Annotated in this window: 21 protein-coding genes and 1 pseudogene; all 22 read right to left on the bottom strand. The window is 60.2% G+C overall.

The window, feature by feature from the left end; translation table 11 throughout:
* Positions 1–87: 87 nt before the first annotated feature.
* A complete protein-coding gene (locus tag AC0CW1_RS13530; RefSeq protein ID WP_488183538.1) occupies positions 88–2,691 on the bottom strand; it encodes a chemotaxis protein CheA in 2,604 nt (867 codons plus the stop codon).
* Positions 2,692–2,696: 5 nt separating this feature from the next.
* A complete protein-coding gene (locus AC0CW1_RS13525; RefSeq protein ID WP_488183537.1) occupies positions 2,697–3,080 on the bottom strand; it encodes a response regulator in 384 nt (127 codons plus the stop codon).
* An 11-nt stretch (positions 3,081–3,091) separates the two neighbouring features.
* Positions 3,092–3,918 (bottom strand): annotated as a pseudogene (locus tag AC0CW1_RS13520) (CheR family methyltransferase).
* Entirely contained in the window at positions 3,902–5,842 is a 1,941-nt protein-coding gene (locus tag AC0CW1_RS13515; RefSeq protein ID WP_488183536.1) for a HEAT repeat domain-containing protein, read from the bottom strand. The pseudogene AC0CW1_RS13520 and the gene AC0CW1_RS13515 overlap by 17 nt, the downstream one beginning before the upstream one ends.
* Positions 5,843–5,855: 13 nt before the next feature.
* Positions 5,856–6,266: a response regulator gene (locus tag AC0CW1_RS13510; RefSeq protein ID WP_488183535.1), complete on the bottom strand. Its 411-nt coding sequence runs from the start codon at positions 6,264–6,266 to the stop codon at positions 5,856–5,858.
* Positions 6,235–7,359: an Hpt domain-containing protein gene (locus tag AC0CW1_RS13505; RefSeq protein WP_488183534.1), complete on the bottom strand. Its 1,125-nt coding sequence runs from the start codon at positions 7,357–7,359 to the stop codon at positions 6,235–6,237. Before AC0CW1_RS13505 ends, AC0CW1_RS13510 begins: the two co-directional genes overlap by 32 nt.
* Before the next feature lie 2 nt (positions 7,360–7,361).
* The gene (locus tag AC0CW1_RS13500) at positions 7,362–8,801 is read right to left on the bottom strand and encodes a sensor histidine kinase (RefSeq protein WP_488183533.1); all 1,440 of its coding nucleotides are present in this window, start codon (positions 8,799–8,801) and stop codon (positions 7,362–7,364) included.
* An 8-nt stretch (positions 8,802–8,809) separates the two neighbouring features.
* Entirely contained in the window at positions 8,810–9,793 is a 984-nt protein-coding gene (locus tag AC0CW1_RS13495; RefSeq protein WP_488183532.1) for an ATP-binding protein, read from the bottom strand.
* Between the two features lie 34 nt (positions 9,794–9,827).
* A complete protein-coding gene (locus AC0CW1_RS13490; RefSeq protein WP_488183531.1) occupies positions 9,828–10,232 on the bottom strand; it encodes an anti-sigma regulatory factor in 405 nt (134 codons plus the stop codon).
* Positions 10,229–10,606, bottom strand: coding sequence for an STAS domain-containing protein (locus AC0CW1_RS13485; RefSeq protein ID WP_488183530.1), 378 nt, complete (start codon positions 10,604–10,606; stop codon positions 10,229–10,231). The genes AC0CW1_RS13490 and AC0CW1_RS13485 overlap by 4 nt, the downstream gene beginning before the upstream one ends.
* A gap of 3 nt (positions 10,607–10,609) precedes the next feature.
* Complete coding sequence (locus AC0CW1_RS13480; RefSeq protein WP_488183529.1) at positions 10,610–11,410, bottom strand: STAS domain-containing protein; 801 nt, start codon at positions 11,408–11,410, stop codon at positions 10,610–10,612.
* A 35-nt stretch (positions 11,411–11,445) separates the two neighbouring features.
* Positions 11,446–12,552: a protein-glutamate methylesterase/protein-glutamine glutaminase gene (locus AC0CW1_RS13475; RefSeq protein WP_488183528.1), complete on the bottom strand. Its 1,107-nt coding sequence runs from the start codon at positions 12,550–12,552 to the stop codon at positions 11,446–11,448.
* A gap of 3 nt (positions 12,553–12,555) precedes the next feature.
* A complete protein-coding gene (locus tag AC0CW1_RS13470; protein WP_488183527.1) occupies positions 12,556–14,028 on the bottom strand; it encodes a chemotaxis protein CheW in 1,473 nt (490 codons plus the stop codon).
* Positions 14,029–14,051: 23 nt separating this feature from the next.
* Positions 14,052–16,019 carry a methyl-accepting chemotaxis protein gene (locus AC0CW1_RS13465; RefSeq protein WP_488183526.1) on the bottom strand — a complete coding sequence of 656 codons (1,968 nt, stop codon included), beginning with the start codon at positions 16,017–16,019 and terminating at the stop codon, positions 14,052–14,054.
* A gap of 335 nt (positions 16,020–16,354) precedes the next feature.
* A complete protein-coding gene (locus AC0CW1_RS13460; protein WP_488183525.1) occupies positions 16,355–18,025 on the bottom strand; it encodes a sigma-54-dependent transcriptional regulator in 1,671 nt (556 codons plus the stop codon).
* Positions 17,916–18,644 carry a sensor histidine kinase gene (locus tag AC0CW1_RS13455; RefSeq protein ID WP_488183524.1) on the bottom strand — a complete coding sequence of 243 codons (729 nt, stop codon included), beginning with the start codon at positions 18,642–18,644 and terminating at the stop codon, positions 17,916–17,918. Before AC0CW1_RS13455 ends, AC0CW1_RS13460 begins: the two co-directional genes overlap by 110 nt.
* Before the next feature lie 250 nt (positions 18,645–18,894).
* Positions 18,895–19,287: a 30S ribosomal protein S9 gene (gene rpsI / locus AC0CW1_RS13450; RefSeq protein ID WP_161258810.1), complete on the bottom strand. Its 393-nt coding sequence runs from the start codon at positions 19,285–19,287 to the stop codon at positions 18,895–18,897.
* Positions 19,288–19,305: 18 nt separating this feature from the next.
* Positions 19,306–19,740: a 50S ribosomal protein L13 gene (gene rplM, locus AC0CW1_RS13445; RefSeq protein WP_488183523.1), complete on the bottom strand. Its 435-nt coding sequence runs from the start codon at positions 19,738–19,740 to the stop codon at positions 19,306–19,308.
* Between the two features lie 211 nt (positions 19,741–19,951).
* Positions 19,952–20,731 carry a tRNA pseudouridine(38-40) synthase TruA gene (gene truA, locus AC0CW1_RS13440; protein ID WP_488183522.1) on the bottom strand — a complete coding sequence of 260 codons (780 nt, stop codon included), beginning with the start codon at positions 20,729–20,731 and terminating at the stop codon, positions 19,952–19,954.
* Entirely contained in the window at positions 20,728–21,528 is an 801-nt protein-coding gene (locus AC0CW1_RS13435; RefSeq protein WP_488183521.1) for an energy-coupling factor transporter transmembrane component T family protein, read from the bottom strand. The genes truA and AC0CW1_RS13435 overlap by 4 nt, the downstream gene beginning before the upstream one ends.
* Entirely contained in the window at positions 21,522–22,406 is an 885-nt protein-coding gene (locus AC0CW1_RS13430; RefSeq protein ID WP_488183520.1) for an energy-coupling factor transporter ATPase, read from the bottom strand. Before AC0CW1_RS13430 ends, AC0CW1_RS13435 begins: the two co-directional genes overlap by 7 nt.
* Positions 22,382–23,221: an energy-coupling factor transporter ATPase gene (locus AC0CW1_RS13425; RefSeq protein WP_488183519.1), complete on the bottom strand. Its 840-nt coding sequence runs from the start codon at positions 23,219–23,221 to the stop codon at positions 22,382–22,384. Before AC0CW1_RS13425 ends, AC0CW1_RS13430 begins: the two co-directional genes overlap by 25 nt.
* Positions 23,222–23,520: the final 299 nt, after the last annotated feature.

The following is a 23,520-nucleotide window of genomic DNA, read 5'->3' as shown; positions in this document are numbered from 1 at the left end:
TATGTCGCAGATTGATGCATCCAGGTGTCTATTCGACAAACCGTTGTATAGAGCGCCATTACAGGGCATTCCGAAAGCAGGCGCTGATCAGCCGATCTGCCGCGCGCTGCCGGTGGCCATGTGGACGACTTCGACGGCGTTCATCACTAGGGCCACCCGTCCGTCGCCCATGATGGTGGCGCCGCCCATGCCTGGCAGGGAGGCCAGGTAGTCCGGCAATGCCTTGACGAGCACATCCTGCTCATCGATGAGACGGTCGACGACGACGCCCACCTTGACGTTGCCGTCGCTGAGGACGACAACGGGCGTCTGCCCTTCCGCCGGTTGTTCCGGCATGCCCAGGATGCCCGCCAGGGAGAGGACACCGAGCACGCCGCCCCGGTGCTGGAGCATCCGTCGGCCACGGCGAAAGACGAACCGATCAGCAGGCACCTTGATGATTTCGATCACATTTTCCAGAGGGAGGATCAGCAGTTGTCCCGCCGCCTCGACGAGCAGGCCTCGCGAGACGACCAGCGTCAGGGGCAATTGCATCGTCATCTTTGTCCCCTGGCCCAGGCGGCTTTGGACACCGACGGTTCCGCGCAAGGCGGCGATGTTGTTGCGGACCACGTCCATGCCGACGCCCCGGCCGGAGATCTCCGATACGGCGCGGGCGGTGCTGAAACCAGGGAGGAAGATCAGTTGGAAGGCCTGAGCGTCGCTCATCTCCTCGGCCTGGGCGGCCGTGATGAAGCCTTTCTCCACCGCTTTGGCCCTCAGTTTCTGCGGATCCATGCCGCGTCCGTCGTCTTCGATCTCAATGAAGACGTCCTTGCCGCGGCTATAGGCGCGCAGCCAGACACGCCCCTGGGGCGCCTTGCCGGCAGCTCGACGCTCCTCTTCCGGTTCGATGCCATGATCGGCGGCGTTGCGGATGAGGTGCATGAGCGGGTCGCCGATCTGTTCGATGATCGTCCGGTCGAGTTCCGTCTCTTCGCCCTCCATGATCAGTTGGATCCGTTTGCCCGTCTGCAAGGCGATGTCGCGGATGACGCGGGGGAACTTCTGAAAGACCATGCGGACCTCGGTCATGCGCATGGCCATGATGGCGTCTTCCAGTTCCGCCGAGATACGCTCCACCCACTGGCCGGCCTCTTTGACTTCCCGGGAGATGACCGGCAGGTTGTAATCCATCATCAGCTTGCGGGCGATCTGGCTGAAGGCGTTTTTCGTGACGGCCAGTTCGCCGATGGCGTTCATCAGGCGGTTCAGCTTTTCTTCGCTGACCCGGACGGAGTGCCCGTTGCCGTTTTCTTGTCCGTTCCGCTTGCCGCCGTTGCCGCCGTTTGAGTTGTTGCTCCCGTTGGCGCGGTTGCTGCTATTCGGATCATCGCCGCCGTTTCCAGCCTTTACATCTCCCGTTGAACTCTTTCCGTCGCTGGCGCCTGTGCCGGGATCGGCTTTGGGGCCGTCGTTAACCGCTTGGGGCGCTGCCAGCATCGCCGCAGGCGGAGTGGCCGCTTGCGGTTGGCGCTCCTCGCCGGACTGCGAGGCAGCAGCAGTCTGAGAGTCTGGCGCCTCTTCTCTTATCCCACTTGCCTCTGAGTCGAGGCGGAGCGCCCGATCCTCTGCGATGACAGCCGGAGCATTTGGGCCGGGTTCTTCCAGGCGGAGGCGGGCGTCATCCAACTGGGCCATTAGTGGCGGGTTGGCCGGGTCGGAATGTCCTTCACCGGAACGGACCATCTGCACGAGGCGGCGCAGCGCGTCCATGCAGGCGAAACAGAGGTCGATCACCCAAACGGTCAAGGGCAGCCGGAGGTTGCGCGCCTTTTCCAGCATATCTTCCATTTTTTGGAACACTTCCATCGTTTCTTTTATCGGTGACCAGAGCGAGTCTTCGGGAGCGTTAAAACTGAGCAGCAGACCGAGGTTGCCTTTGAGGGTGTGGACGCGCCGGAAGAGGTCGGCTAAGGCCGATGGATTGGCCGGGTCGCTGTCAAGGGTGATCAGGAGCCGGTCACAGACGATCTCGCTGTGTTCTTCCGCTTCCAGCAGGAAATTTTCCAAGGCCGCTTTGCCGGCTTTTCCTTTGATCACGACGAGGAGTTCGTCTTCTACAGGGGGAGTGGCGTCACTCGCCGTCGCCACAGGGCTTCCAACCGCGCCGGCGTTCCCGGCAACAGCGGCGCCATCAGGGGCGTCGGTCCCCTTATCCGGGCCATCTCCCTCGCCTGCCGCAACTTGAGTCGCCGCCTCAATAGCCGCCCCCTTCGGCGGCAGCGCCGCTTCCAGGCTGCTGATCAAGCCGTCCAGGTCGCGGTCCGTCTCGAAATGGACCTCCACATCACCGCCAGGCGACGCTGTCTCACAGACGGCGCGCAGTTGGCCGAGCAACTCCCCCAGGGCGTCGACACTGGTAAGCAGCAGGCCGATGCGACTGCTGTCCAGGTTGGCGCGACCACTGCGCACACTGTCGAGGAGAAATTCCGCCTCATGGCTGAGCCGGGTGATCTCAGCAAAGCCGAAAAAGGAGGCCAATCCTTTGATCGTGTGGATATGGCGAAAGATATCGTTGATCGAGCCGGGCGTTCCTTCCGCCGCTTCGAGTTGCAAGAGCTCTTCCTCGACCCGCTGCAGGTACTCGCCCGCCTCATCGGTGAAGGCCTGCAGCATCTCCAGGTCATCAGGACCAAAACGATATTGCATGGGGTTTAGGCCTCCTCTCCGCCGCTCCCTGGAAGCAGGCGACGGACCCATTGAACGAGTTTTTCCGGCTCCGTCGGCTTGACCACGTATACATTGGCGCCCAGTTCCAGTCCCCTCGCCGCGTCGACGGCATGGTCCTGGGTGGTGACGATGATGATCGGAGTCTCCCGGTGGGCCGCCATGTCGCGCACTTCGGCGATGAACCGAAAGCCGTCCATGCGCGGCATGTTGATATCGGTGATGATCAGATCGTGATCGCCTTGCAACAGTGTTTCCAGGGCCAGTATGCCATCTTCCGACTCCTCCACGGCATAGCCGAGGGAAGCCAGGATATAGGCGTGGTATTTTCTCACCATGGCAGAATCGTCAACAACTAAGATGCGTGCCACATCGTCACCTCCTATGGCTTGTAGTACACGATGTTTCCGCCGACCCGCTTCATCTTGAAGGCTTCCGTGATCCGGCTGACTGATTCGGAATGCCCGAGATAGATAAAACCGCCGCTGCGGATCGACCGATAGAAGTTCTCCAGCACCTTGAGGCGCGATTCGGGATTGAAGTAGATCAGCACATTGCGGCAAAATATGAAATCAAACCCGGACTGTTCCTGCATCCCTGGTTGGTCCATCAGGTTCAGGTGCCTGAACTGGACCATTTTTTTACATTCAGGTTGATCAGGTGTCTATCCAGCCGGCGGGTGAAATATCGTTCCAGGTACTCGGGAGGAACATCCTTGATCGAACGGGTGTTGTAGTACCCCTTGCGCGCCTCTTCGAGGACGCGTGTGTTGATGTCGGTGGCCAGAATCTCGATCTCCCAGGACTTCGGATCCGGCAGCATCTCCAGGAGAATGATGGCGAGGGTGTACGGTTCCTCTCCGGTAGCGCAGCCGGCGCTCCAGACCTTCAACCGCCGATCGCCGCTGGCCTTCTTATCTTGGACAACCTCCGGCAGGACGGCTTCGGCAAAGCCGGCCAGTTGGGGAAAATCTCGAAAAAAGTAGGTCTCGTTCACCGTGAGCCGGTTGATCAACAGCTCGATCTCGCTGTTGTCATTGGAAAACTTGATCAGGTGGTAGTACTCGCGGTAATCGATGATATCCAGTTCTTCCATCCGCTCGCTGATCCGTTTTTCCACATAGTAAAGTTTGTGTGGCTCAAACCAGATCCCGGTCCGTTTATAGATCAAGTCTACATAGCGCTGATAGAGGTCAGTCGTCAAGGCCATCCCACCGACCCCCTATCCGTTTCAGTTCCTGGCCTACCGCCTGGGCCAGTTCGTCATCTTCTAGAGCCGCCGAGCCGGAGAGTGACTCCAGCAAGGCCTCCAAATATCCCCTTCCCTGGGCGCCCATGCGGGCCATGCCGCGCACAGCAGCAAGGCGCAGGAGCGGGTCGGCCTGCTCGATGTTGTCGGTAAGCCACTCGAAGGTTTCCCGATGCCGGAAGATCTCGGGACAGGTAAGGATGTGATAGCGGTGGTTGCGGCAAGGGTCGTTCTCATAAAGATAGCGGAGCAGGCGGTAGACGCCGTCGCCGCTGCGCGCGGCCAGGCTGGCGATAGCCACGCGGCGAACCTCCTGGTCAGGGTCGTTGGCCAGCGATTCCATGACCGATAAAAAGATTTCCTCCGAGCGGATTAACCGGCTGGCGCGGGCAACACGGGAACGGACATCGCGGTCTGCCGCTGCCGCTGCGCGCAGGTAAGCGCTGTGCAGGTTGGCGCCCCCCAGGGCGGTCATCACTTCGAGCACCTCCGGCCGCGCCGTTTCGGGACAGCGGTCGAAGAGTCGTTCCAATTCAGGCTGCAGGCCTTGCGGCGACAGGATCGTCAGGGTGTCCACCGCTTGACGGCGCACACGTCCGCTGGGATGTTCCAATGCCTTGAGGAGCGCCGGCAGGGCGCCCTCGCCGCAGATCAGGCCGAGACCGGAAAGGGCCACCGCCGCCACGTCCGGTTCGGGGTGACGGGTCATCGCGTTCAAGAAAGGCTCGGCCCCGATCCCGCAACGCCAGGCGAGGGACACGGACTGCCGCACTATGGCGCTGTCTGCGCGTCCTGCCAATTCCCGCAGGATCTCCAGGGGGAGGATGACCATCGCCTGTTCCGCCCCGCTGAGGAGCAGACGGACCAACCGCTCTTCGGCGTTTTCCAGGAGCCGGGCGATGCGTTCGGGAGAAGGACCGGCTTGCAGCAAGGCCTGGAGCAGTTCCTCAATGACACTCTCGCTCTGACCGAAACGCCTGACCAGTTCTGGGAGGTGTATGTACAGCAGGGACGGGCAGCAACGGGCCGCGAGATGGGCTGCGGCGACCGCCTCCTGGGAACCGCCGTCTTCCAGATGCCGGGCGATCAGGTCATCCATTTCAGCGCCGGCCGGTCCCGGCTCAATCCCCCGGCCTTGCAGGCTGCGCAGCAACAGCAGCTGTTCCCTCGGTGTGATCAAACCCTGGCGGCACAACTCCCATGCTATAGGAAGGTAGTTTCGATCGCCCAGCCGTCCGGCGGCAAAGGCCCAGATGCCTGCCAGGGCCATCCGCTCTCGCCTTCCGCCTTGGAACGCTGTCAGGTAGGCGTCGATGGCCTGCATGGAGGCGGGGTCTCCGAGGCGGGCCAGGGCTTCCATGATGCTGAAGGCGACCCAGACGTTTTCCGTCTCCGCCAGTTTCGCCAGCAGCGGAGCGATGGCGCCCGGTTCCTTCCTGCTGCCTAAGGCCTCGGCGCAGGCAGCGGCCACATTCGGGTCGGGATCATCCAGTCCCTTTTGCAGCAATCCGTTGGCCCGCTCGCCCGGAATGGCAGCCAGGGCGTCGGCGGCCAGCTTGCGCAAGTCCCGAGAGGGGTCTCGCATCTTTTCCGCCAGCGTCGGCACGGCCACGGGACCGAGTGCGCGCATCACCTCTAGGGCGGCGTTGCGAACAGCCGCTTCTGAGGAGGTGAGCAGATCGGCGGTGATGGTGGCGGTGCGGTGGTTGCGCATCTCCCCCAAAGCCCGGATGATCTGGCGGCGCACATAGGCGGACGGTTCCCGTTCCAACTGCCTCGCCAGCAGTTCTACGCCGCTCAGCGAGGCTGTCCGGGCGAGGAGCGCCACCGCCTCACTGCGGTCTGATTCACGCTCGCTGTCAAGCAGCCCTTTCGCCTTGTTCATTCCCTGGGCCTCCTCAGGCAAAATTTCCCCGCATGCTCTCCCACCAGCGGCGCAGCTTGGCCTCCGATAGCCGGACCGCCTCGATCACCTTGTCCAGGTCGGAAAACGGTTTGAGTAGGTAGTCGTTGGCGCCCTTTTCCAGGCAGCGCACCGTCTTGTCCATCGTCGAATAGCCCGTCATCATGATCACCTGGGCGAGGGGATCGTACGCCTTGATCGCCGTCAGGAGTTCGATCCCGTCCATCTCTGGCATGACGATGTCGGCCAAGATGATGTGGTACTTGCGGGCCTTGACCATATCTAGGGCCTTCAGGGGCGATGTGGCGTACTCCGCCGCATAGCCCTCCAGTTGCAGGATCCGCTGCAAGCTGATGCAGAGTTCCTCTTCATCGTCAATGAGCAGCACTTTCGTGTCCGGATACATCTCCTGTCCTCCCTTCCGGCCGGTCCTTCCGTTCCGGCCTGCCATAGCAGAATTCTACATGGCTCCTGTAGATCGGCAGTTCTCCCGTCATGGGAGCGGCCGCCTCCAGGATGTTTAGGTGGCGTCGCCTATAGGGGCCGTCCGATAGCAATCCCAGTTGCGTTCCCTCTCTCGCCAGAGCGGAACGGGCTGCGCTGAGGCGCCGGAGATCATCCGGTTCGAGGATTTCCCTCTCGCTGATGTCAATCAGTGCCACTCCGATCGGTCCAAAACCGGCTTCCGCCACCACCGCATCAGCGCCAGTGAACAGGCGGTCGTTCACCGGCATCAACGCCACCCTTTCGACATCGCCCACATCGCAACGCTGCCGGAGCGCTTCGTCGGATTGATCCGTTGTGACGACCAGGATCAGCGGATGGTCAGGCCCTTCGCCGTGTCGGCAATCGAGGATCCGGCAGGTCTCTTTGAGACGCTCCTGCACCAAGAAGTGACGAACCTCCGGCATGGGCGCGTCGGCGGCCAGGCTGATCCGGAGGCAGAGCAGGCGGCTGCCCGACGGGCACGTAGACGCCTCCGCCGTTGCTGGTGCTGGTGTATGTTCGGCCTTCGCTTTTGCTATCGTCTTGGCGGCGCTATCTTCTATGGCTGACATTCCCGCAGCCAAGGGCTGCATCGCTTGCCCCTCTCGGAGGGATGGGTGGCTATCGCCAGATGCCTCGATAACCTGCACGTACCGCTGCTGTTCCTCCGCCCAGTCGCTGTCCAGTTCGCCAGAACGCAATCCCAGCAACCCCGCTTCCATCCGGTCCATCGCTTCAAGCAGGATGTTCACCATCGCCGTTCCCGCCGGTTTCCCCCGGCGGAAGGGATCGAGCCAGTCCTCCATGCGGTGGGCGAAGCGGGCTAGGTCGTGGAAGTCGAGGCTCTGGGCGCCGCCTTTGATGCTGTGAAAGGCCCGGAAGACCTCTGAAACGGCCTGGCCCGGTCGTCCCTTCTCTTCAGCGGCCAGCAACGCCGAGCCGGCCGCCGCCAGCATCTCCAGGGACTCATCGAAAAAAACGGCGCAAAAATCGTATTGGTTGTGCTGAGTCATGGTTATTCCTCCTCCGGCGGCATGGCAGGCAGCCGGATGGTAAAAACAGCGCCTGCTCCCGGCTCACTGGCCACGGTGACCGTACCGCCGTGTTCCGTCACGATACCCTGGACGATGGACAGACCCAAACCGGTCCCCTTGCCATCGTTGGTGTAAAAAGGTTCAAAGACATTGGGAAGTTCAGCCGGATCGATGCCACAGCCATTGTCAGAGATGCGGATGATGACCTGTCCCGTTTGCTCGCTGGCGAAGTCGGCTTCCACCCGGAGTTGGCCCTGTTTGCGCCCAGAACGCTGAATCGCTTTCAGGGCGTTATGGATCAGATTGATCAGCACCTGCTCCATCTGTTGGGCGTTGCCACGCACGAACAGATCGGCAGGGACTTGCCAGGAGTATTGGACGCGCCGGGAAAGCTCGCTGTCGCTGGAAACGAGCAGCCAGGCGTCTTCCAGGCATTTGCGCAGTTGAACGGGGCACTTCTCTCCCCGTTCCTGACGGGAGAAGTACTTGAGACCGCTCACGATGTTGGCGATGCGTTCGACGCCCCGGAAGATGGCCTGGTTGGCCCGCTTCACTTCTGTGTCAATGGACGCCATTCCCAGCGTAGAGTCGACGGGGGAAGCGGCGTTGGCAACGCCCATCGCGGCGCCATTCGCGTCAGATGAAGCAGCGGCATCCCGCTCGGCAGACGGGGCGTCACGGAACAAGTTGCCCCGCTCCATATACCGAGCCATCAACTCGGCATTCACCTTGATAAAGGTGAGGGGGTTGTTGATTTCATGGGCCACCCCTGCGACAAGACGGCCGATCGTCGCCAGGCGGTCTGCTTGTTGGAGCGCCTTTTCTTTTTCCTGGAGGCGCTGCACCAACGCCCGGTTCGCCCGCACCCGCTCCTCCAGCAAACCGGAAGGCGCTTTTTCTCCGCCTTTTTCCATCCAGATCTGCATCTCTTCCACAAGCGCTACCACGCCCTGGCTGGTCAGCATCAGTTCTTCTGTCAGGTTGCGCACCTCGCCCTGAAGCTGGTCGAACTGCTTAAGCAGCGCACCCAGGCTCTCGGCCACCTGGCGCCACCCGCTGCCAGCCCCATCCCTGTCCTGAGCCGGGGCGGGAAAGGGGCCGTTGGCGCGGATCTGCAGTTCCCACCACTGCCCGTCTGAGGAAGCGGTGATCGCATTGGGAAAACAGGCGTCAAAGACGGGATCAGATTGAGGCGGCACCGTCCCCGCCGGTAAGGCGAGACGACTGGCAATGAGAAAGCCCTCCTTGTCGCGCGTCAGGCGTCCCTGCCACTCGCCGGCCTCTTCTCCGGCGGCAGCCAACTGCCAAAGGATCAGCACGATGCCTCGCAAAAACGTCTCCGGCCTCGCGCCGGCTTCTCCCAAGAGGCGGGCAAAGGCCGGCAGCACCGCTTCCGCCCGCCCTCGGCAACGAGCCCCCAACGCCTCCTTCATGATCGGACCCGGGCCAACAGCACCGTCGCGTCGTCATCCTTTCTTCCCCATGCCTGCACCCATTGACGACACATCTCGCCCAGATTCCCTCCCTTCAGGTCAGCCGCTGCGATGGAATCCCAGTGGACAGTCACGCTCTTCGTGGCCACAACGAGCAGGGCGCCCGCCGTCATGGGCAAGCGGCGCATGATCAAGGAAGGCAGCGCCCCTCCCACCCGGCCCGGCTGGCACTCGATCTCCTTCCGTCCCCCAGACCAGAGCAAAGCCCCTTGCATCTCCCCGACAGCTACGTATTCAAGATAATTGGTTAGGTGGTCATATCTCCCCAGTAACAGGGAAGCCCCTTTTCCGCCCAAGGTCTGGCGGTGCGCCATCGTCACCATCTCCGCCAGCGGCAGTCCTTGCAGGCTGCGCAGGACACTTTCCAAGGACTTGCCGCGCGAAAGGACGCCCTGGCATGGGTGAGGGCGGGCATTATCGAAAAGGGCCAGCCACGTCGTCAGCCGATCCTGCTGGATCCAAAAACCGTCGCCACAGAGGCGATGCTCCGGGTGGGGACGGCTGTAGACGCCGAAGAGCATTTCGTTCCCGCGCCCCTGGCCGGCCCATTTGATCACCTTCACCTCCGTCCCGCCAAGGCCGGAGTGAATTGTAAACTCGTCGGACAGGCGGCGGACGGCGCCCAGACCGCCGCCGAGACTCCCTTTGGAGGAGGCCCCGTCAACCATGGCGGCGGAAACATCGCCGATCCCCGGTCCTTCGTCAAGGGCTTCGATGGTGACGCCCTTGCCGCCGGGCAGCGCCTCCACCGTCAATCTTCCGGCATTGGCATGCCGCGCCAGATTCGTGGCCAGTTCGGTGATGATGATGGCCAATTCCGCCTTCTCCCTGGAGTTGAAAGCGATCTGGCCGCAAAAGGAGAGCGCCTGCCGGCGAACATGGCCCACCTCATCATCGCGGCTTACGCTATATGCAGGCATGGCGCCGGCTCCTCCCGTAATGGGGTCAACCCTGTCAGGTCAACCACTTGATGATCCGAACGGACGTTCCTTGACCGATGCGGGAATTGATAGAAAACTCATCCATCAGGCGGCGAGCGCCGCTCAAGCCCAGACCGAGTCCGCCACCGCTTGTGTAGCCGACGGTCATGGCCAGTTCCACATCGGCAATGCCGGGTCCCTGATCGTCGAAGATGAATTCCAAGCCTTTTTCTCGGCCTTTCCCCTCGCCGGCCACCTCTCGGCATTCCATCGTTCCGCCTCCGGCATAGAGGAAGGCGTTGCGGGCCAGTTCACTGACGGCAGTGGTGATGCGGGTCTGGTCGATCAGGGAAAACCCAAGTCGGATCGCTGCCTGGCGGGCAACTTGGCGGGCAAGGACGATATCCGGTTCGGTGGTGATCTCCACCCGGCCCATCATTGGCCGTTCCCCCTTCGGGTTTTCCCGTCCCCTTTGCATTTATCCAAGGCGCCTTCCAGATTGAGGGCAGTTTGGATCTCTTCGATGACCAGACCCATCTCGACCATGGTGATCGCCACCGTCGGTCGCAAGCCGACGAGCACGGTAACTGCCCCCATAAGGCGGATCATCCGGGCCGTGTCGGAGAAGAGACGAGCCATGTAGGAATCGATCATGTCCAGTCGGGACACCTCGATGATGACACCGCGCACGCCGGGGCGCGCCACCGCTTCGAGAACACTGTGCTGCATCCGCATGGCCGACTGGTCGTTCATATCGCTGGGGAGGGTGACGAGCAGGAGGTCCTGCAGCTTGACGATCGTGGCTTTTTCCATGGCTCAACGAGCCATTTCTTCGGAACCAATCCGGCGCTGCAGCATCTCCAAGCCTAGGGCGATCCCGTCGGCCATGACGGAGCGGGTTGTGACGGAACCGAGATCGACACCCATATGGACCATCGTCTGAGCGATGACCGGGCTGATGCCGGTGATGATCAGGGTGGCGCCAAGGAGGCGAACGGCAGCCGCCGTCTTCAAGATATGGTTGGCCACCAGCGTGTCGACGGTGGGGACGCCGGTGATATCCAGTATGGTCACCCGGGAATTCGTCTCGACGATCATATTCAACAGCTTTTCCATCACCTGTTGGGCACGCTTGCTGTCCATGGTCCCGATCAGCGGCACGGCGAGAATGCCCTCCCAGATGCGGATGACGGGTGTGGACAGTTCAAGCAGATCCTGGCTCTGGTTGATGATCACCTGTTCCCGGGCTTTCAGGTAGACCTCAAAGACAAAGAGCCCCATCTTGTCCAGGACGGTCATCACCTTTTCCCGTTCGATGTGGGGCAGCAGTCCATCCAGGAAGGGGCGCAGGGAGAAGACAAAAAGCGCCGTTTCGGAGGGATTTAAGCCATGGACGATTGCCATTTCCGTGATCTCCCGCAGCGTCTTCTGTAAAAACTCGGGCAATTCTCCCGTCGTCGCGGTGACGGAAATCCCGTCGATCAACTGCTGTCCGAGCCGTTCCGTTTCCTGAAGGCTAACGGCCCCGCAGGCGACCCAGGCGCTCTTCCGGACAGTCGAAAGCCAGTCGGCATAGGCTTTTGGATTATCCTTTTCCGTCAGATGCTTTTCATTCATCGCTGTTCTTTTTCTCCCTTCATGGTTGACAACCCCTACCAGCGGTTGACGGCCTTGACGATCTCCCGGGCGATCTGGTGCGATGGCGCCACGATCTCGGCGCCGCCCCGCTCGATCGCCTCGCGGGGCATGCCGAAGACGACAGCCGTCGAGGCGTCCTCCGCGATGGTCACACCGCCGGCCTGGCGGATGGCCACCATGCCGTCGGCCCCGTCAGCGCCCATCCCGGTCAATAATACGCCGACCGTCTTTTTCCCGAACAACTCGACGACCGAGCGCATGGTCACATCTACCGATGGGATGAAGAGGGCGTCAGCCGGTTGCGAGGTCAGGCGGACGAGGACATCATCGCGGAGGGCGTTTTTTTTCAGAACCAGGTGGTATCCGCCGGGGGCGACCATGCCTTCGCCCCGTGCCAGCTTGTCGCCCGCCTTGGCTTCAGAAAAGCGCAGTTGGCAGTAGTCGTCGAGGCGCTTGGCGAAGCTGGTCGTAAAGGTGGGCGGCATGTGTTGGACGACGATGACGGCGGCGTCGAGATCAGCTGGCAGGTGAGGCAGGATCTCCATCAGCGTGCTCGGCCCGCCTGTCGATACGCCGATGACGACGACCTTGCGGAAGGCACGGTCCGGAACGAACAGCGAGCGATCGCGGTGCTCACGCAGGTTGAATCCCGTTGAGGTCTGTCCAGCGGAGATTCTCCCGCCGGCGCGCTGGGAGAGGCGGGCACCTGGGCGGCGGCGCTTTCGTTTCGCCGCCGCTTTGACTTTGGCGATCAGTTCCCGACCGACGATGTGTAGGTTGGCCGAGACGGTTCCCGATGGCTTGGCCACATAGTCGAAAGCGCCCAGTTCTATTGCTTCAAAGGTAGTGACGGCACCTTCCTGAGTCAAGGAACTGACCATCACCACCTGAATCTCCGGGAGCAGGTCGAGGAGGAGCGATAGGCAGGTGAGCCCGTCCATCACCGGCATGTTGATGTCCAGGGTGATCACGTCAGGTGTGAACTCTTGGGCCTTTTTCAAGGCGTCTTCACCGTCGCGGGCGGCAGCGACGACTTCGATCTCCAGGTCGGTTTCGAGGATCTGGCGTAGCGCCTTGCGCATCATGGCCGAATCATCAACCACCATTACTCGAATGCTCATCGGTTATCCCTCGATTTTGAGAATCCGTTCTGAGTCGAGAATCATGACCATGCGCTTGCCGCCGCTCAGCTTGGCCACACCGCTGATGTACTCCCGATCAATCGTTTCGGAGAGCAGGCGAGGTGTTTCTTCCACCAGACCGCGCTCAAAACGGAGGACCTCGGTGACGGCATCGACGATAATCCCGGTTTTGCGCTGTCCCACATCGACGATGATGATGCGGGTGGCGTCATCATGGGCCCGTTCCGCCATGCCGAAGCGGCGGCGGAGGTTGAGGGCCGGAATGATATTGCCCCGCAGGTTGACGAGCCCCTCCACGTACAGGGGCGCTCCCGGCATCTGGGTCACCTGGGTCATGCGGTTGATCTCTTGCACATCAGTGATCTGGATGGCAAACTCTTCGTTGCCGAGGCGAAAGGCGACCAGTTGCTCCTCTTCGATCGCGCCGGCGTTGCTCCGAGTTTCCCCGACAACGCGGTTCTCGCCCCCCTCGATCAGGTCGCTCACCAGGTCGGCGTCAAGCAGGTTGGCGGCGTTTAGGCACATGAAGAGCCGTTTGCCTTCATTCAGCTTGGCGACGCCGCGGATCTGCTCCAGTTCCCCATTGGTGAAGATGGGTGGCGGCGGCTCGATGACACTCTTGGGAACGCGAATGACCTCCAAGACACGGTCGACACGAAAGCCCGCCGTCATATGGCCCAGGTCGACAATGATGATCCGTGACTGGTCGGTGGCAGGCACATTTTCCATATTAAAGTAGAGGCGCATGTTGACGATGGGGAGCAACTGGTTGCGGATCGAGACGACCCCTTCCAGGTAGTGGAGCACATTGGGCACTGCGGTGATCTCAGGGACCCGGATGATCTCCTTGACATGCATGATGTCAAAAGCGTATTCCTCCTGGCCGAGCAGGAAGGTTACCAACTGGTCCTCTTCCAGCTCGGCCCGCTGGACCGTCGCTTCGCGGACCGCCGCCGCTGCGGCGCTTTGCAGGTCAAATTCTCTGCTTTCCGTCTCGACGGTGAGCGCCTGTTCCAGGTTCAAGGCCATGATCAGGCGCTTGCCCCCGTTCAGTTTTACGACGCCGTCCAGGTAGCGGACCGCTTCACTGCGGATCACCGCCGGCGGCGCTTCAATATCGGCGCCAGCCACACGGAGGACCTCGGATACGCGGTCGACGACAATCCCTGTCACCTGGCCGTTCACATCGACGACGAGGACCCGCGTGTTTTCATCGCGCTGTCCTCGGGCCATCCCAAAGCGGATGCGCCCATCGATGATCGGGAGAATGCTCCCGCGCAGGTTGCAGACACCTTCCACATAGTCTGGCGCTTGGGGGATCTTCGTCACTTCGGCGAAGCGGATGATCTCCCGCACATTCATGATGTCGGCGCCAAACTCTTCGTTGCCAAGGTGGAAGGTGACCAGTTGCCGCTCCGTCAGGCCGATGGCCTTTACAGTTTCGGCTGCTGTCATTCCTTTTGCTCCTTCCCCTCCGCTTACATCGTCTGCAGTTCGTCAGCCAATCCGGAGATCTCCTCAATGGCTTCGGCCAGTTCCTGCATCCCTTTGGCTTGTTCTTGGGCGGCGATGTTGGCTTCTGTCGCGGCTTTTTCCGCTTCCTGGGCGGCGGCGGCGATCTGGTCGACGCCTTTGCGCGCCTGTTCGAGAGCGATCAACGACTCTTCAGCGCCTTTGAGCACCTCTTTGACACCGTTTAGGATGACCAGCATAGCCTCTTCAATGTCATTCAGGTTGTGGGTGGATTTCTTCGCTTTGTCCACTTCCTGCACGGCCTTTTTCGCAGACAACTCGATGTCTTCCGTGACTTTTTGGATCTGCTTCTGGATGTTGCGGACCAGATCTTTGATCTTGTCCGCGTTCTCAGCAGACTCATTGGCCAGGGTGCGGATGTCGCCGGCGACGACGGAGAAACCTCGGCCGTATTCACCGGCGCGGGCGGCTTCGATGGAGCCGTTGACGGCGAGCATGTTCGTCTGGATGGTCACGTTCGTGATCGCATCGACGATCTTGTCGATCTTGCGCGTCGTCTCTTCAAGGATCTTGATATTGCGGGCCGAGACCATGCTGGCGTCAGAGGCGTTGGCGATGCCGATGATCAGACCGTCAACGCCTTTTTTGTTGGTGTCGAGGAGGAAGCGCAGTTCTGAGACTTTTTCTTCCGAGAGTTGAGAGAGGTTGCGCATCTGGTTGGCAGCGGCGACAAGGCGTTCTGAAAGGGCGGCGCCTTTCTGGGTCAGTCCCGCTTGGGCCTTGGCGCCTTGTGCCAATTGACCCATGGCCGTCATGATCTGGCGGGAGGCGCTGTTCGCTTCTTCCACGTTGGCCGACAGTTCTTCGGCAGCGGAGGCCAGTTCCTCCGAGGATTTTTGGGCGTCTGTGGACACCTTCAGCGTTTCGGCCAACTGGGCCAGTTCGTTGGCGGCGGTGTCCATCTCGGCAAAGGCCTTGTTCTGCTCCGCCACGGCCTGGTTGACCTCTTCCGCAGCGTTGCTCTGCTCCTCGGCGGCTGCAGCAACCTGTTCGGCAACACCAAGAAATTCAGCGGCGCCTTTGGTGGAGTCGACAGCGCACTGGGCGACTTCGGTTACGGCGTTAAGGACAGCCGTCATCTCTTTGCCGATTTTGCTCAGATCCTCGGTGATCTTCTTCGCTTTATCCACCTCGGCGTTGGCGGCGACGCCAGCCTCTTCCACATCTTTGACGACGATTTTCACGTTCTCCTGAATGTTGGTGACAAGGTTGCGGATATCGCGGGCCGACTTTTCCGATATTTCGGCCAGGTTGCGCACTTCGTCGGCGACGACAGCGAAACCGCGGCCGTGCTCGCCGGCGCGCGCGGCTTCGATGGCGGCGTTCAGGGCCAGCAGGTTGGTCTGGTCGGCGATGCGGACGACGGCCTCGACGATGTTGCCGATCTCGGCCGATTGCTTTTCCAGATCATTGACCAGTTTCGTCGATTCTATGTTCGTATCGGCCGATTCCTTGATGCCGTCGATCAGTTGCTCGATGTCCGCAGAGGTGGACAGGACCAACGGCTGGGCCATATTGACTTTCTCCAATGATTCTTTGGAGCGGTTGTTGGCCGCAAGGGAAGCCTTGTCGATCTGGGTGATCGCCGCCCGCTGTTGTTCCGCAGCGGAGGCGGCTTCATCAGCGCCGGTGGCGATCTGGGCCATCGTCGATCCCAGTTCGATCGCCGCATTGCTGGCTTGTTCGATGCCGGAGGCCAGTTGTTCCGTGGCGGTGGCGATGCGCTCAGCCAACTGCTGTTGCTTGGCCAGGGTACGGGCGCGGACCTTTTCCATGGCCTTCCGTTTGGCCAGGTCCCGCTTCTGGGCGATTTCCTCGGCAGCGCTACTCTGATCATAGCGTGAAATCCGGTGGTTTGCCTGGATCGGGCTTGCGACCGATCCAGCAACTGGTCTGGCTAATTTCTTTTCCACGCGGAAATCCTCCTTCGCATTTCAATATCCCCTAAGACTTAGGTCCTAACATTGGTTAATGCAAATTCCGTGCCAACGTGGAAGGTCCGGCGTTTTTTCTTCGGAAGTCTCGCTTTTCTATCAATCATTGACTTTCAGGCTCGCCGAAGCGAGTGTCGATCCATCCTACGTCTCCCGAGCGAGGTTTGGTGTGCATATCGGTACACCAAACGGTGCACATGGACGTTTTCACACACCTCCGTGACGATACAAAAAAAGAACCGCCACAGCAGCCCCCTTGCTACCCCTTGGCGATTCCGAATCTTATGGCGTTTATGTTCTCCGCTACCCTTCCCCTACTCCCATCCCTCGTCGGGAATACCTTTTAAACGATTCTGCATCCGTTCCAGCCGGCAGTAAAGGGAACGGCGAGAAATGCCGAGATAGCGGGCGGTTTCCGTCTTATTTCCCCGGTGCATCTGCAAGGCCTCGCTGACGATGCGATCGACATAGTCTTCCAGTTCGAAGCCTTTTTCCGGCAGGCTGAATTGATAGGGGTCAAGGCTGGTGTTTTTCGGCGCCCCCCTGTGCAGGGACTGGGGTCGCGAGGCTTGCAACAGCGTCAGGTGGGCCGGTTGCAGTTCCTCCTCATCAAACATAAAGACGACCCATTCCATGGTGTTGCGCAGTTCACGCACATTGCCTGGCCAAGGGTATTCGAGGAGGATCATCGCCGCTTCTGTGCTGATCCGCTTGAACCGTTTTTGTTTCTGTTTGGCCGCCGCGCGCAAGAACATGCCCGCCAGGGGAACGATGTCATCGGGACGCCTCCGCAACGGCGGCAGGTACAGGTGCCCGACACGGAGGCGATAGAAGAGATCCTTGCGAAAGCGGCCTTCGGCCACGTTCTTTTCCAAGTCCTGATTGGTGGCGCAGATGATCCGCACATTGGTGGCGACTTTCTTCAGACCACCGACGCGGTAGTACTCCTTTTCCTGGATAACCCGCAGGAGCTTGCCTTGCAACTCCAGGGCGAGTTCGCCCACCTCGTCGAGGAAAAGCGTCCCTCCTTGGGCCAGGTCGAGTTTGCCCCGCTGCCCTTTCGTCAGGCCGCCCGTAAAAGCGCCGGCCTCATAGCCAAAGAATTCACTCTCGAACAAGGTCGGCGTCAGAGCGGCGCAGTTGATGTCGATAAAGGGCGCTGATTCCTCGATGCTGCCGAAGTGGATCAGTTTGGCGATGACCTCTTTGCCGGTTCCTGTCTCTCCTTCGATCAGCACAGGGATGGCGCGGTCGGTGTGAAACTTGAGGGCTGACTGGACGATAGAGCGCATCGTCTCCGAAAAGATGCCGATGCCGCTCAGGGTGGCCGAGTGTATGACGACCCGAGAATGGCTGGGATCGGTGACGATGGCTTCTTGGACTTCCACCGGCGCGACGCTGCCGAGCCGGCGGGGTTTGGGTTGCCAAACCTGGCGACTGGCGATGCGCTCCGTGATAGCAGCCAGTTGATCCACGTTGATCGGTTTGAGCAGGTAGTCGCTGGCGCCTGCCCGCAAGGCCGAGACGGCAGACTCCACATCACCGTAGCCGGTAAAGAGAACGACGGCTGTATCCTGCCCGGATGGTTGTGCCATAATGGTTTGCAACAGGTCAAGGCCCGACAGGAGGGGCATGCGAATATCCGACAGCACCATCCCATAGACACCCTGGTAATAGCGATTTAAGGCTTCTCTTCCATTGTCGCATTCATCAACGCTATGCCCCAGATCGCGCAGAAAGTCGCCGATACAGGCGCGACTGTCTAAGTCGTCATCGACCAAGAGGATGTTCATCCCGGCCCCCTTTTCTGCCGGTTCGGCATAAGCAGGTAAGGTCACGCGAAAAGTGACGCCGCCATCAGGATTGGCGATGGTCTCAATCTGCCCCTGAAAAGCAGTGATGACGGAATGAACGATGGAGAGGCCGGCCGAGGCCCATCCCCTCGATCGGTTTCGTTGTAAAAAAGGGCTCAAAGATCCGTCCACGCAGTTCTTCTCCAATGCCGCAGCCGTTATCCTCCACTTCCAGGATAACCTGGTCTTCCGCCTGCCGGGTGGTGATGCGGATCCGCTTTTCCTCATGTTCCACGCCGTCAAGGGCATGCATAGCATTGACGACAAGGTTGATAAGCACCTCTTCGAGTCGGTTGCTCACCGCCAAAACTTGCGCCAGCGCCGGGTCCAGGCGGGTGATGACGACGATCCCGTGCGAAGAAAGTTGGCTGCCCAGGAGCGCCAGGGCGCCTTCAACGGCCCGGTTGATCTGGCAGGGCTGAGGAGCGACCAGTGTCTCGTTGCGCACAAAGGTGCGGATATGTTGAATGATGTCATTGATCCGGTCGGCCTGGACCGAGATGCGGCGTACATTTTCCATGATCTTGTCGATGTCGGCAGCTTTGCCTTTTTTGTGCCAGTAGAGCATGCTGTCGGCGATCACCTTCAGCGAATTCAATGGCTGGTTGATCTCATGAGCGATTCCGGCGGCAATTCTGCCTAAGGAGGCCATCCGCTCTGCCTGCTCGTCCCATTCCCAAGTCTCGCCATGTCGTTTTGCGAGCGGTTGCCCCTCTGCTGGGCCATTGGAACTATCGCGCCTGTTGACCATCGAGCTGTCCCTCTCCTCACGCTTGTTCCCATCTAGTTACACTCGCGGAATTAAACACTTTTCCCCTAGCGCTTCATCCCGAAGATCATCACAAAGAACATCAGAAAACCCCACGACTTATTTATGCTATTTCTCCGTCAGCGACGACAAACCCTCTTCATCTCTGGCGCAAAAGAGAGGTGCTATAGACGGAAGAAAAAAGCGAACCCGAACGGGTTCGCTTTTTCTGTGACAGAAATATAGAAAGGAATTAGCGTTTGGAGAACTGGGGAGCGCGGCGGGCCGCTTTGAGGCCGTACTTTTTCCGTTCCTTCGCGCGGGGGTCGCGGGTAAGGAATCCGGCGCGCTTCAGCACGGGACGCAGGCCGATGTCGGCTTTCAACAGCGCCCGGGCGATGCCGAGGCGGATGGCGCCGGCTTGTCCGGTGGTGCCGCCGCCGTGGACGTTGCACAGGACGTCGAAACGGCCTTCGCTCTTGGTCAGGTCAAGGGGCTGACGGACGATCATCTCCAGGGTTTTCTTCCCGAAGTACTCCATCAGAGAACGGTTATTGACGAGGAACTTGCCTTCGCCGGGAACGAGACGCACGCGGGCGACCGATTTCTTCCGGCGGCCGGTTCCTAAAAATTGCACTTGAGCCACAGGTCACTACCTCCTTCCCTAATCCCGAATGGTCCAGGCTTCCGGTTTTTGGGCCTGATGGGGATGCGCTTCGCCTTGGTAGACATTCAGTTTGCGATACATCTGCTCGCCCAGGCGGTTCTTGGGCAGCATGCCCTTGATCGCTTTTTCCACGGCGCGCTCCGGCTTCGTCTTCAGCAGGGTGCCGTAGTTGATCAGGGTCATCCCACCAGGGTAGCGGGAATGGTGGTAGTACATCTTCTGGGTCAGTTTCTTGCCGGTCAACGCCACTTTCTCGGCGTTGATGATGATGACATGGTCGCCGGTGTCCACATGGGGCGTGAAAATGGGTTTATGCTTTCCGCGCAGCAAGCGGGCAGCCTCGGAAGCAACCCGGCCCAGAGGCTTGTCGGCGGCGTCGATGACATACCACTTGCGTTCGATGTCTTCGGCCTTGGCCATGAAGGTGCTCATCGCGTTCCCTCCTCAAAAGTTTCGTCCTGTTTTATCCTATCGGGGCGGCCCTGCGATCCGTTTGGCCGGTCGTCGCCGCCCGCAACGCCGGGTGCCCACTCCGCCTGGCGTGTCACTGTTCAAGGAACGCCTACGGTGGTTTTTCAGTGAAGGGCCTTCTCCTGACTTCTGGGGCTAGTAGAAGTTTTGGAGAAAAACTCACTATAACATTTTATTTTACGTTGAACGGAAAGTCAAGGGGATCATGCCAGACCTCCATCAGACAAAGTCCCTGAGGAGGCGCTGTCGTCCCGGCTCGGGTGCGGTCTCGGGAGGCGATGATCGCCGGGATCTCCCTCGGGTCGATCTTGCCCTTGCCCACATCGATCAAGGTGCCCGTAATGATGCGGATCATGTTGTACAAAAAGCCGTTGCCCATCACATCCAAGACCAGCCGGTGCTCCTCCTGCTTCGTCAAGTCGCAGCGGTAAACGGTGCGGACGTAGTTCTTCACCGGGGTGCCGGTGGCGCAAAAACCACGAAAGTCATGAGTTCCGACAAAGTATTGCGCCGCCGCCGCCATGGCGTCGAACCGGAGGGGCGGAAAAACCTGATGGGAATAGCGCCGATGAAAGGGAGACGGGATGCGGTGGTTGTAGATGGTGTAGCGGTAGTGCTTGCCGAGGGCGCCGAAGCGGGAGTGAAACTCTGGGGACACCGTCTTCGCCGCTACGACGGCGACGTCGGGCGGCAAAAGGGAGTTCATCGCCAGGGGAAAGCGGTCATCAGGGATCCGGGAGGCCGTGACAAAATCGACAACCTGCCCGCGGGCATGGACGCCAGCGTCGGTCCGTCCAGCGCAGTTGATTTTGGCCTCCTCACCGGTCAGGATGTTGATGGCCCGAACCAGTTCGTCCTGAATGGTGGGAAGGGCGGGGTCTTCCTGGGTCTGAAAGCCGTGATAACAGGTCCCGTCATAGGCGACCGTCAGTTTTAGGCGTCGTTCGTTCATGGGGCGTATCTCCAAAGACACATCAAGATAAATATGCCTGCAATAGCGCCAGTGACGACATAATCCTGTCTGGTCATTACAAGTGGCCGCATGCGGGTCCGTCCTTCCCCGCCCCGGTAGCATCGGGCTTCCATGGCCATGGCAAGCTCGTCAGCACGGCGGAAGGCGGAGAGCAGCAACGGCACCATGAGGGGAACCAGGCTTTTCACCCGCGCCGCTAGGCTGCCGCTGTCAAAGTCGGCGCCCCGCGAGGACTGGGCCTTCATGATCTTTTCCGTCTCCTCGATCAGGGTCGGGATGAACCGCAAGGCGATCGACGTCATCATGGCAAACTCGTGAGCCGGCAGGCCGATTTTCTTTCCCGGGGAAAGGAGCAGTTCTAAGCCGTCGGTAAGGGCGATGGGCGATGTGGTCAGCGTCAGCAGTGATGTAGCGGCATAGAGCCAGATCAGGCGCAAACTAACCGTCGAGCCCTGAGTAAGCCCTTCCCATGTGATATCGAGCGGTCCGAGACGAAATGCTGACTCTCCAGGGGTACCCAAGAGATGGACAAGCATGGTGAAGACGATGAAAATCCAAAGCGGCTTGATCCCCCGCAGAATGTAGTGAAAGGGCAACCGGGAAGCCGTGACAGCAAGGAGGACGGGAAGACCGGCCAGGGTTACTGATAAGAGATTGGGCAGCAAAAAGAGGGCGATGCTAAACAGCAACGTTGCGACCAGCTTAGTGCGCGGGTCGAGGCGGTGGACCGGTGAAGCAAGGGGCACGTACTGACCAAGGGTGATGTCTCTCAGCATGGCTGATCCACCCCCAGCGCGCGCAAGATCTCCGCAACGGCGCCTTCCGTGTCGACAACCCGCGTGGAGACAGGCACTCCCTCCCGGCGTAAGCGGTGCAAGAGCCGCGCGGCGAAGGGGAGCTCAAGGCCGAGATCGGCGATCTTGTTCGCTTCCGCGAAGACCTCTGTCGGCGCACCTTGTAGCACCAGACGCCCCTGGTCCATGATCACCAGGCGGTCAGCCAATTGGGCAACCTCTTCCATGTGGTGGCTGACCATGAATATGGTCATACCGCGGTTGCGGTGAAGATCATCGATCAACGCCAACAGCCTGCGCCGCCCTTGCGGGTCGAGACCGGCTGTCGGTTCGTCAAGGATCAGCTTCTGGGGACCCATCGCTAATACGCCGGCCAAGGCCACCCGCCGCTTTTGCCCGCCGCTCAGTTGCAAGGGTGACCGCTTCGCCACCGCCTCTATATCCAAGCCCACCAACGCCATCGCCTCATGCACCCGGCGATCCACTTCCTCTTTATCGAGGCCGAGGTTGCGCGGTCCGAAGGCGATATCGTCGTAGACGGTTTCATCGAAAAGCTGATGCTCCGGGTACTGAAAGACGATACCGACCCGCTGGCGGAGTTGGCGAAAAGAGCCATTCCCCTCCGAACCAATGCCTCCAGCGCCGCTGACGGTGATCTCATCGACAATGACCGCGCCGGAAGTGGGCAGCAAGAGCCCATTAAGATGCTGGATCAGCGTCGACTTCCCCGAGCCGGTGCGCCCTACGATGCCCACCAGTTCGCCGTCGCGGACAGCCAGATCGACATCAAAGAGCGCCCTGACCGCCAGCGGTGTTCCCGCTTGGTAGATATGACTTAGTTGTCGGATTGCAATCGGCACAGGGCAATCACCAGCTTTTCCATCGTAATAGCTTCCAGGGGAACAGACAATCCCCTTTTTCGCAAACGACGAGCAATGTCAACGGATGGCGGCGGTTCCAAGCCGGCCTGTTCGAGCAGACCTTCCTCCAGGAAGAGCGACTCAGGGACGCCGTCAAAAATAACCCTTCCCCGTGACATGATGACCACTCGCTCCGCCTCAGCCGCCTCATCCATGTCATGGGTGATCGTGATCACCGTCATCCCCAATTCCTTATGTAAACGGTGAACCGTCTGCAACACCTCGCGGCGGCTCTGGGGGTCAAGCATCGACGTGGCCTCATCGAAGACGAGATACTCCGGTTGAAGGGCCAAAGCACCAGCGATAGCGACCCGCTGCTTCTGTCCGCCTGACAGGTCATGGGGCGGCCGCTCCCGCAGCGACTGCAAACCGACCACCGTCAAGGCGTCATCAACGCGCCGAAGGATCTCCTCGGAAGGCAGCCCCAGATTCTCCGGCCCGAAAGCCACATCCTCCTCCACCGTCGTCGCCACCAACTGGTTATCGGGATTTTGAAACACCATCCCGACCCGCCGCCGGATATCATAGCGCTGCCGGGCCTCTTTCGTATCCATCCCGTCCACCAGCACCCGCCCCTCGACAGGCGTCAGCAGCGCATTCAAATGCTTCGCCAGGGTCGACTTCCCCGACCCATTGGCTCCGAGTACAGCAACCCACTCACCAGGGTGGATCGTGAGCGACACATTCGAGAGCGCCTGGATGGCGTCACCATCAGGGTTGCGGTACTGAAAGCTAATGTTTTCTATGCTGATCAAAGACAAGTCCCCCACTCATCGAGGTCTATTGACATCAGGGATCTATGGGTCAAACTACATCGATCAATGGGTCATATACACTGGTCTATGAGTATTGAAAGGGATTCACGCGCAGGTGGTGGCGTCGGGGAGAAATAGCGGAGCTACTCGCGAGGCAACAGTCGCACAGGGGTGGAATAGCGCAGCGAGCGATTTGGGCGAAGCAGACAAGCGAGGCATCCGCAGAGCCCTTAGCGAGCGGAGCTATTCCACCCCGAGCGCCAACGCCGCGCAAACGCGCTTCCAGCGTCACTCATCCA

The sequence above is a fragment of the Heliomicrobium sulfidophilum genome, assembly GCF_057715735.1.
The sequence above is the reverse complement of the archived record's forward strand: the minus strand, read 5'-3'. Positions and strand labels throughout refer to the sequence as shown.

Excerpts from the sequence above, each read along its gene's own strand:
- AC0CW1_RS13530 (WP_488183538.1), bottom strand. The coding sequence starts at position 2,691 with ATGCAATATCGTTTTGGTCCTGATGACCTGGAGATGCTGCAGGCCTTC.
- AC0CW1_RS13515 (WP_488183536.1), bottom strand. The coding sequence starts at position 5,842 with ATGAACAAGGCGAAAGGGCTGCTTGACAGCGAGCGTGAATCAGACCGC.
- AC0CW1_RS13510 (WP_488183535.1), bottom strand. The coding sequence starts at position 6,266 with ATGTATCCGGACACGAAAGTGCTGCTCATTGACGATGAAGAGGAACTC.
- AC0CW1_RS13505 (WP_488183534.1), bottom strand. The coding sequence starts at position 7,359 with ATGACTCAGCACAACCAATACGATTTTTGCGCCGTTTTTTTCGATGAG.
- AC0CW1_RS13495 (WP_488183532.1), bottom strand. The coding sequence starts at position 9,793 with ATGCCTGCATATAGCGTAAGCCGCGATGATGAGGTGGGCCATGTTCGC.
- AC0CW1_RS13490 (WP_488183531.1), bottom strand. The coding sequence starts at position 10,232 with ATGATGGGCCGGGTGGAGATCACCACCGAACCGGATATCGTCCTTGCC.
- AC0CW1_RS13485 (WP_488183530.1), bottom strand. The coding sequence starts at position 10,606 with ATGGAAAAAGCCACGATCGTCAAGCTGCAGGACCTCCTGCTCGTCACC.
- AC0CW1_RS13480 (WP_488183529.1), bottom strand. The coding sequence starts at position 11,410 with ATGAATGAAAAGCATCTGACGGAAAAGGATAATCCAAAAGCCTATGCC.
- AC0CW1_RS13475 (WP_488183528.1), bottom strand. The coding sequence starts at position 12,552 with ATGAGCATTCGAGTAATGGTGGTTGATGATTCGGCCATGATGCGCAAG.
- AC0CW1_RS13470 (WP_488183527.1), bottom strand. The coding sequence starts at position 14,028 with ATGACAGCAGCCGAAACTGTAAAGGCCATCGGCCTGACGGAGCGGCAA.
- AC0CW1_RS13455 (WP_488183524.1), bottom strand. The coding sequence starts at position 18,644 with ATGGTCAACAGGCGCGATAGTTCCAATGGCCCAGCAGAGGGGCAACCG.
- rplM (WP_488183523.1), bottom strand. The coding sequence starts at position 19,740 with ATGAGCACCTTCATGGCCAAGGCCGAAGACATCGAACGCAAGTGGTAT.
- truA (WP_488183522.1), bottom strand. The coding sequence starts at position 20,731 with ATGAACGAACGACGCCTAAAACTGACGGTCGCCTATGACGGGACCTGT.
- AC0CW1_RS13435 (WP_488183521.1), bottom strand. The coding sequence starts at position 21,528 with ATGCTGAGAGACATCACCCTTGGTCAGTACGTGCCCCTTGCTTCACCG.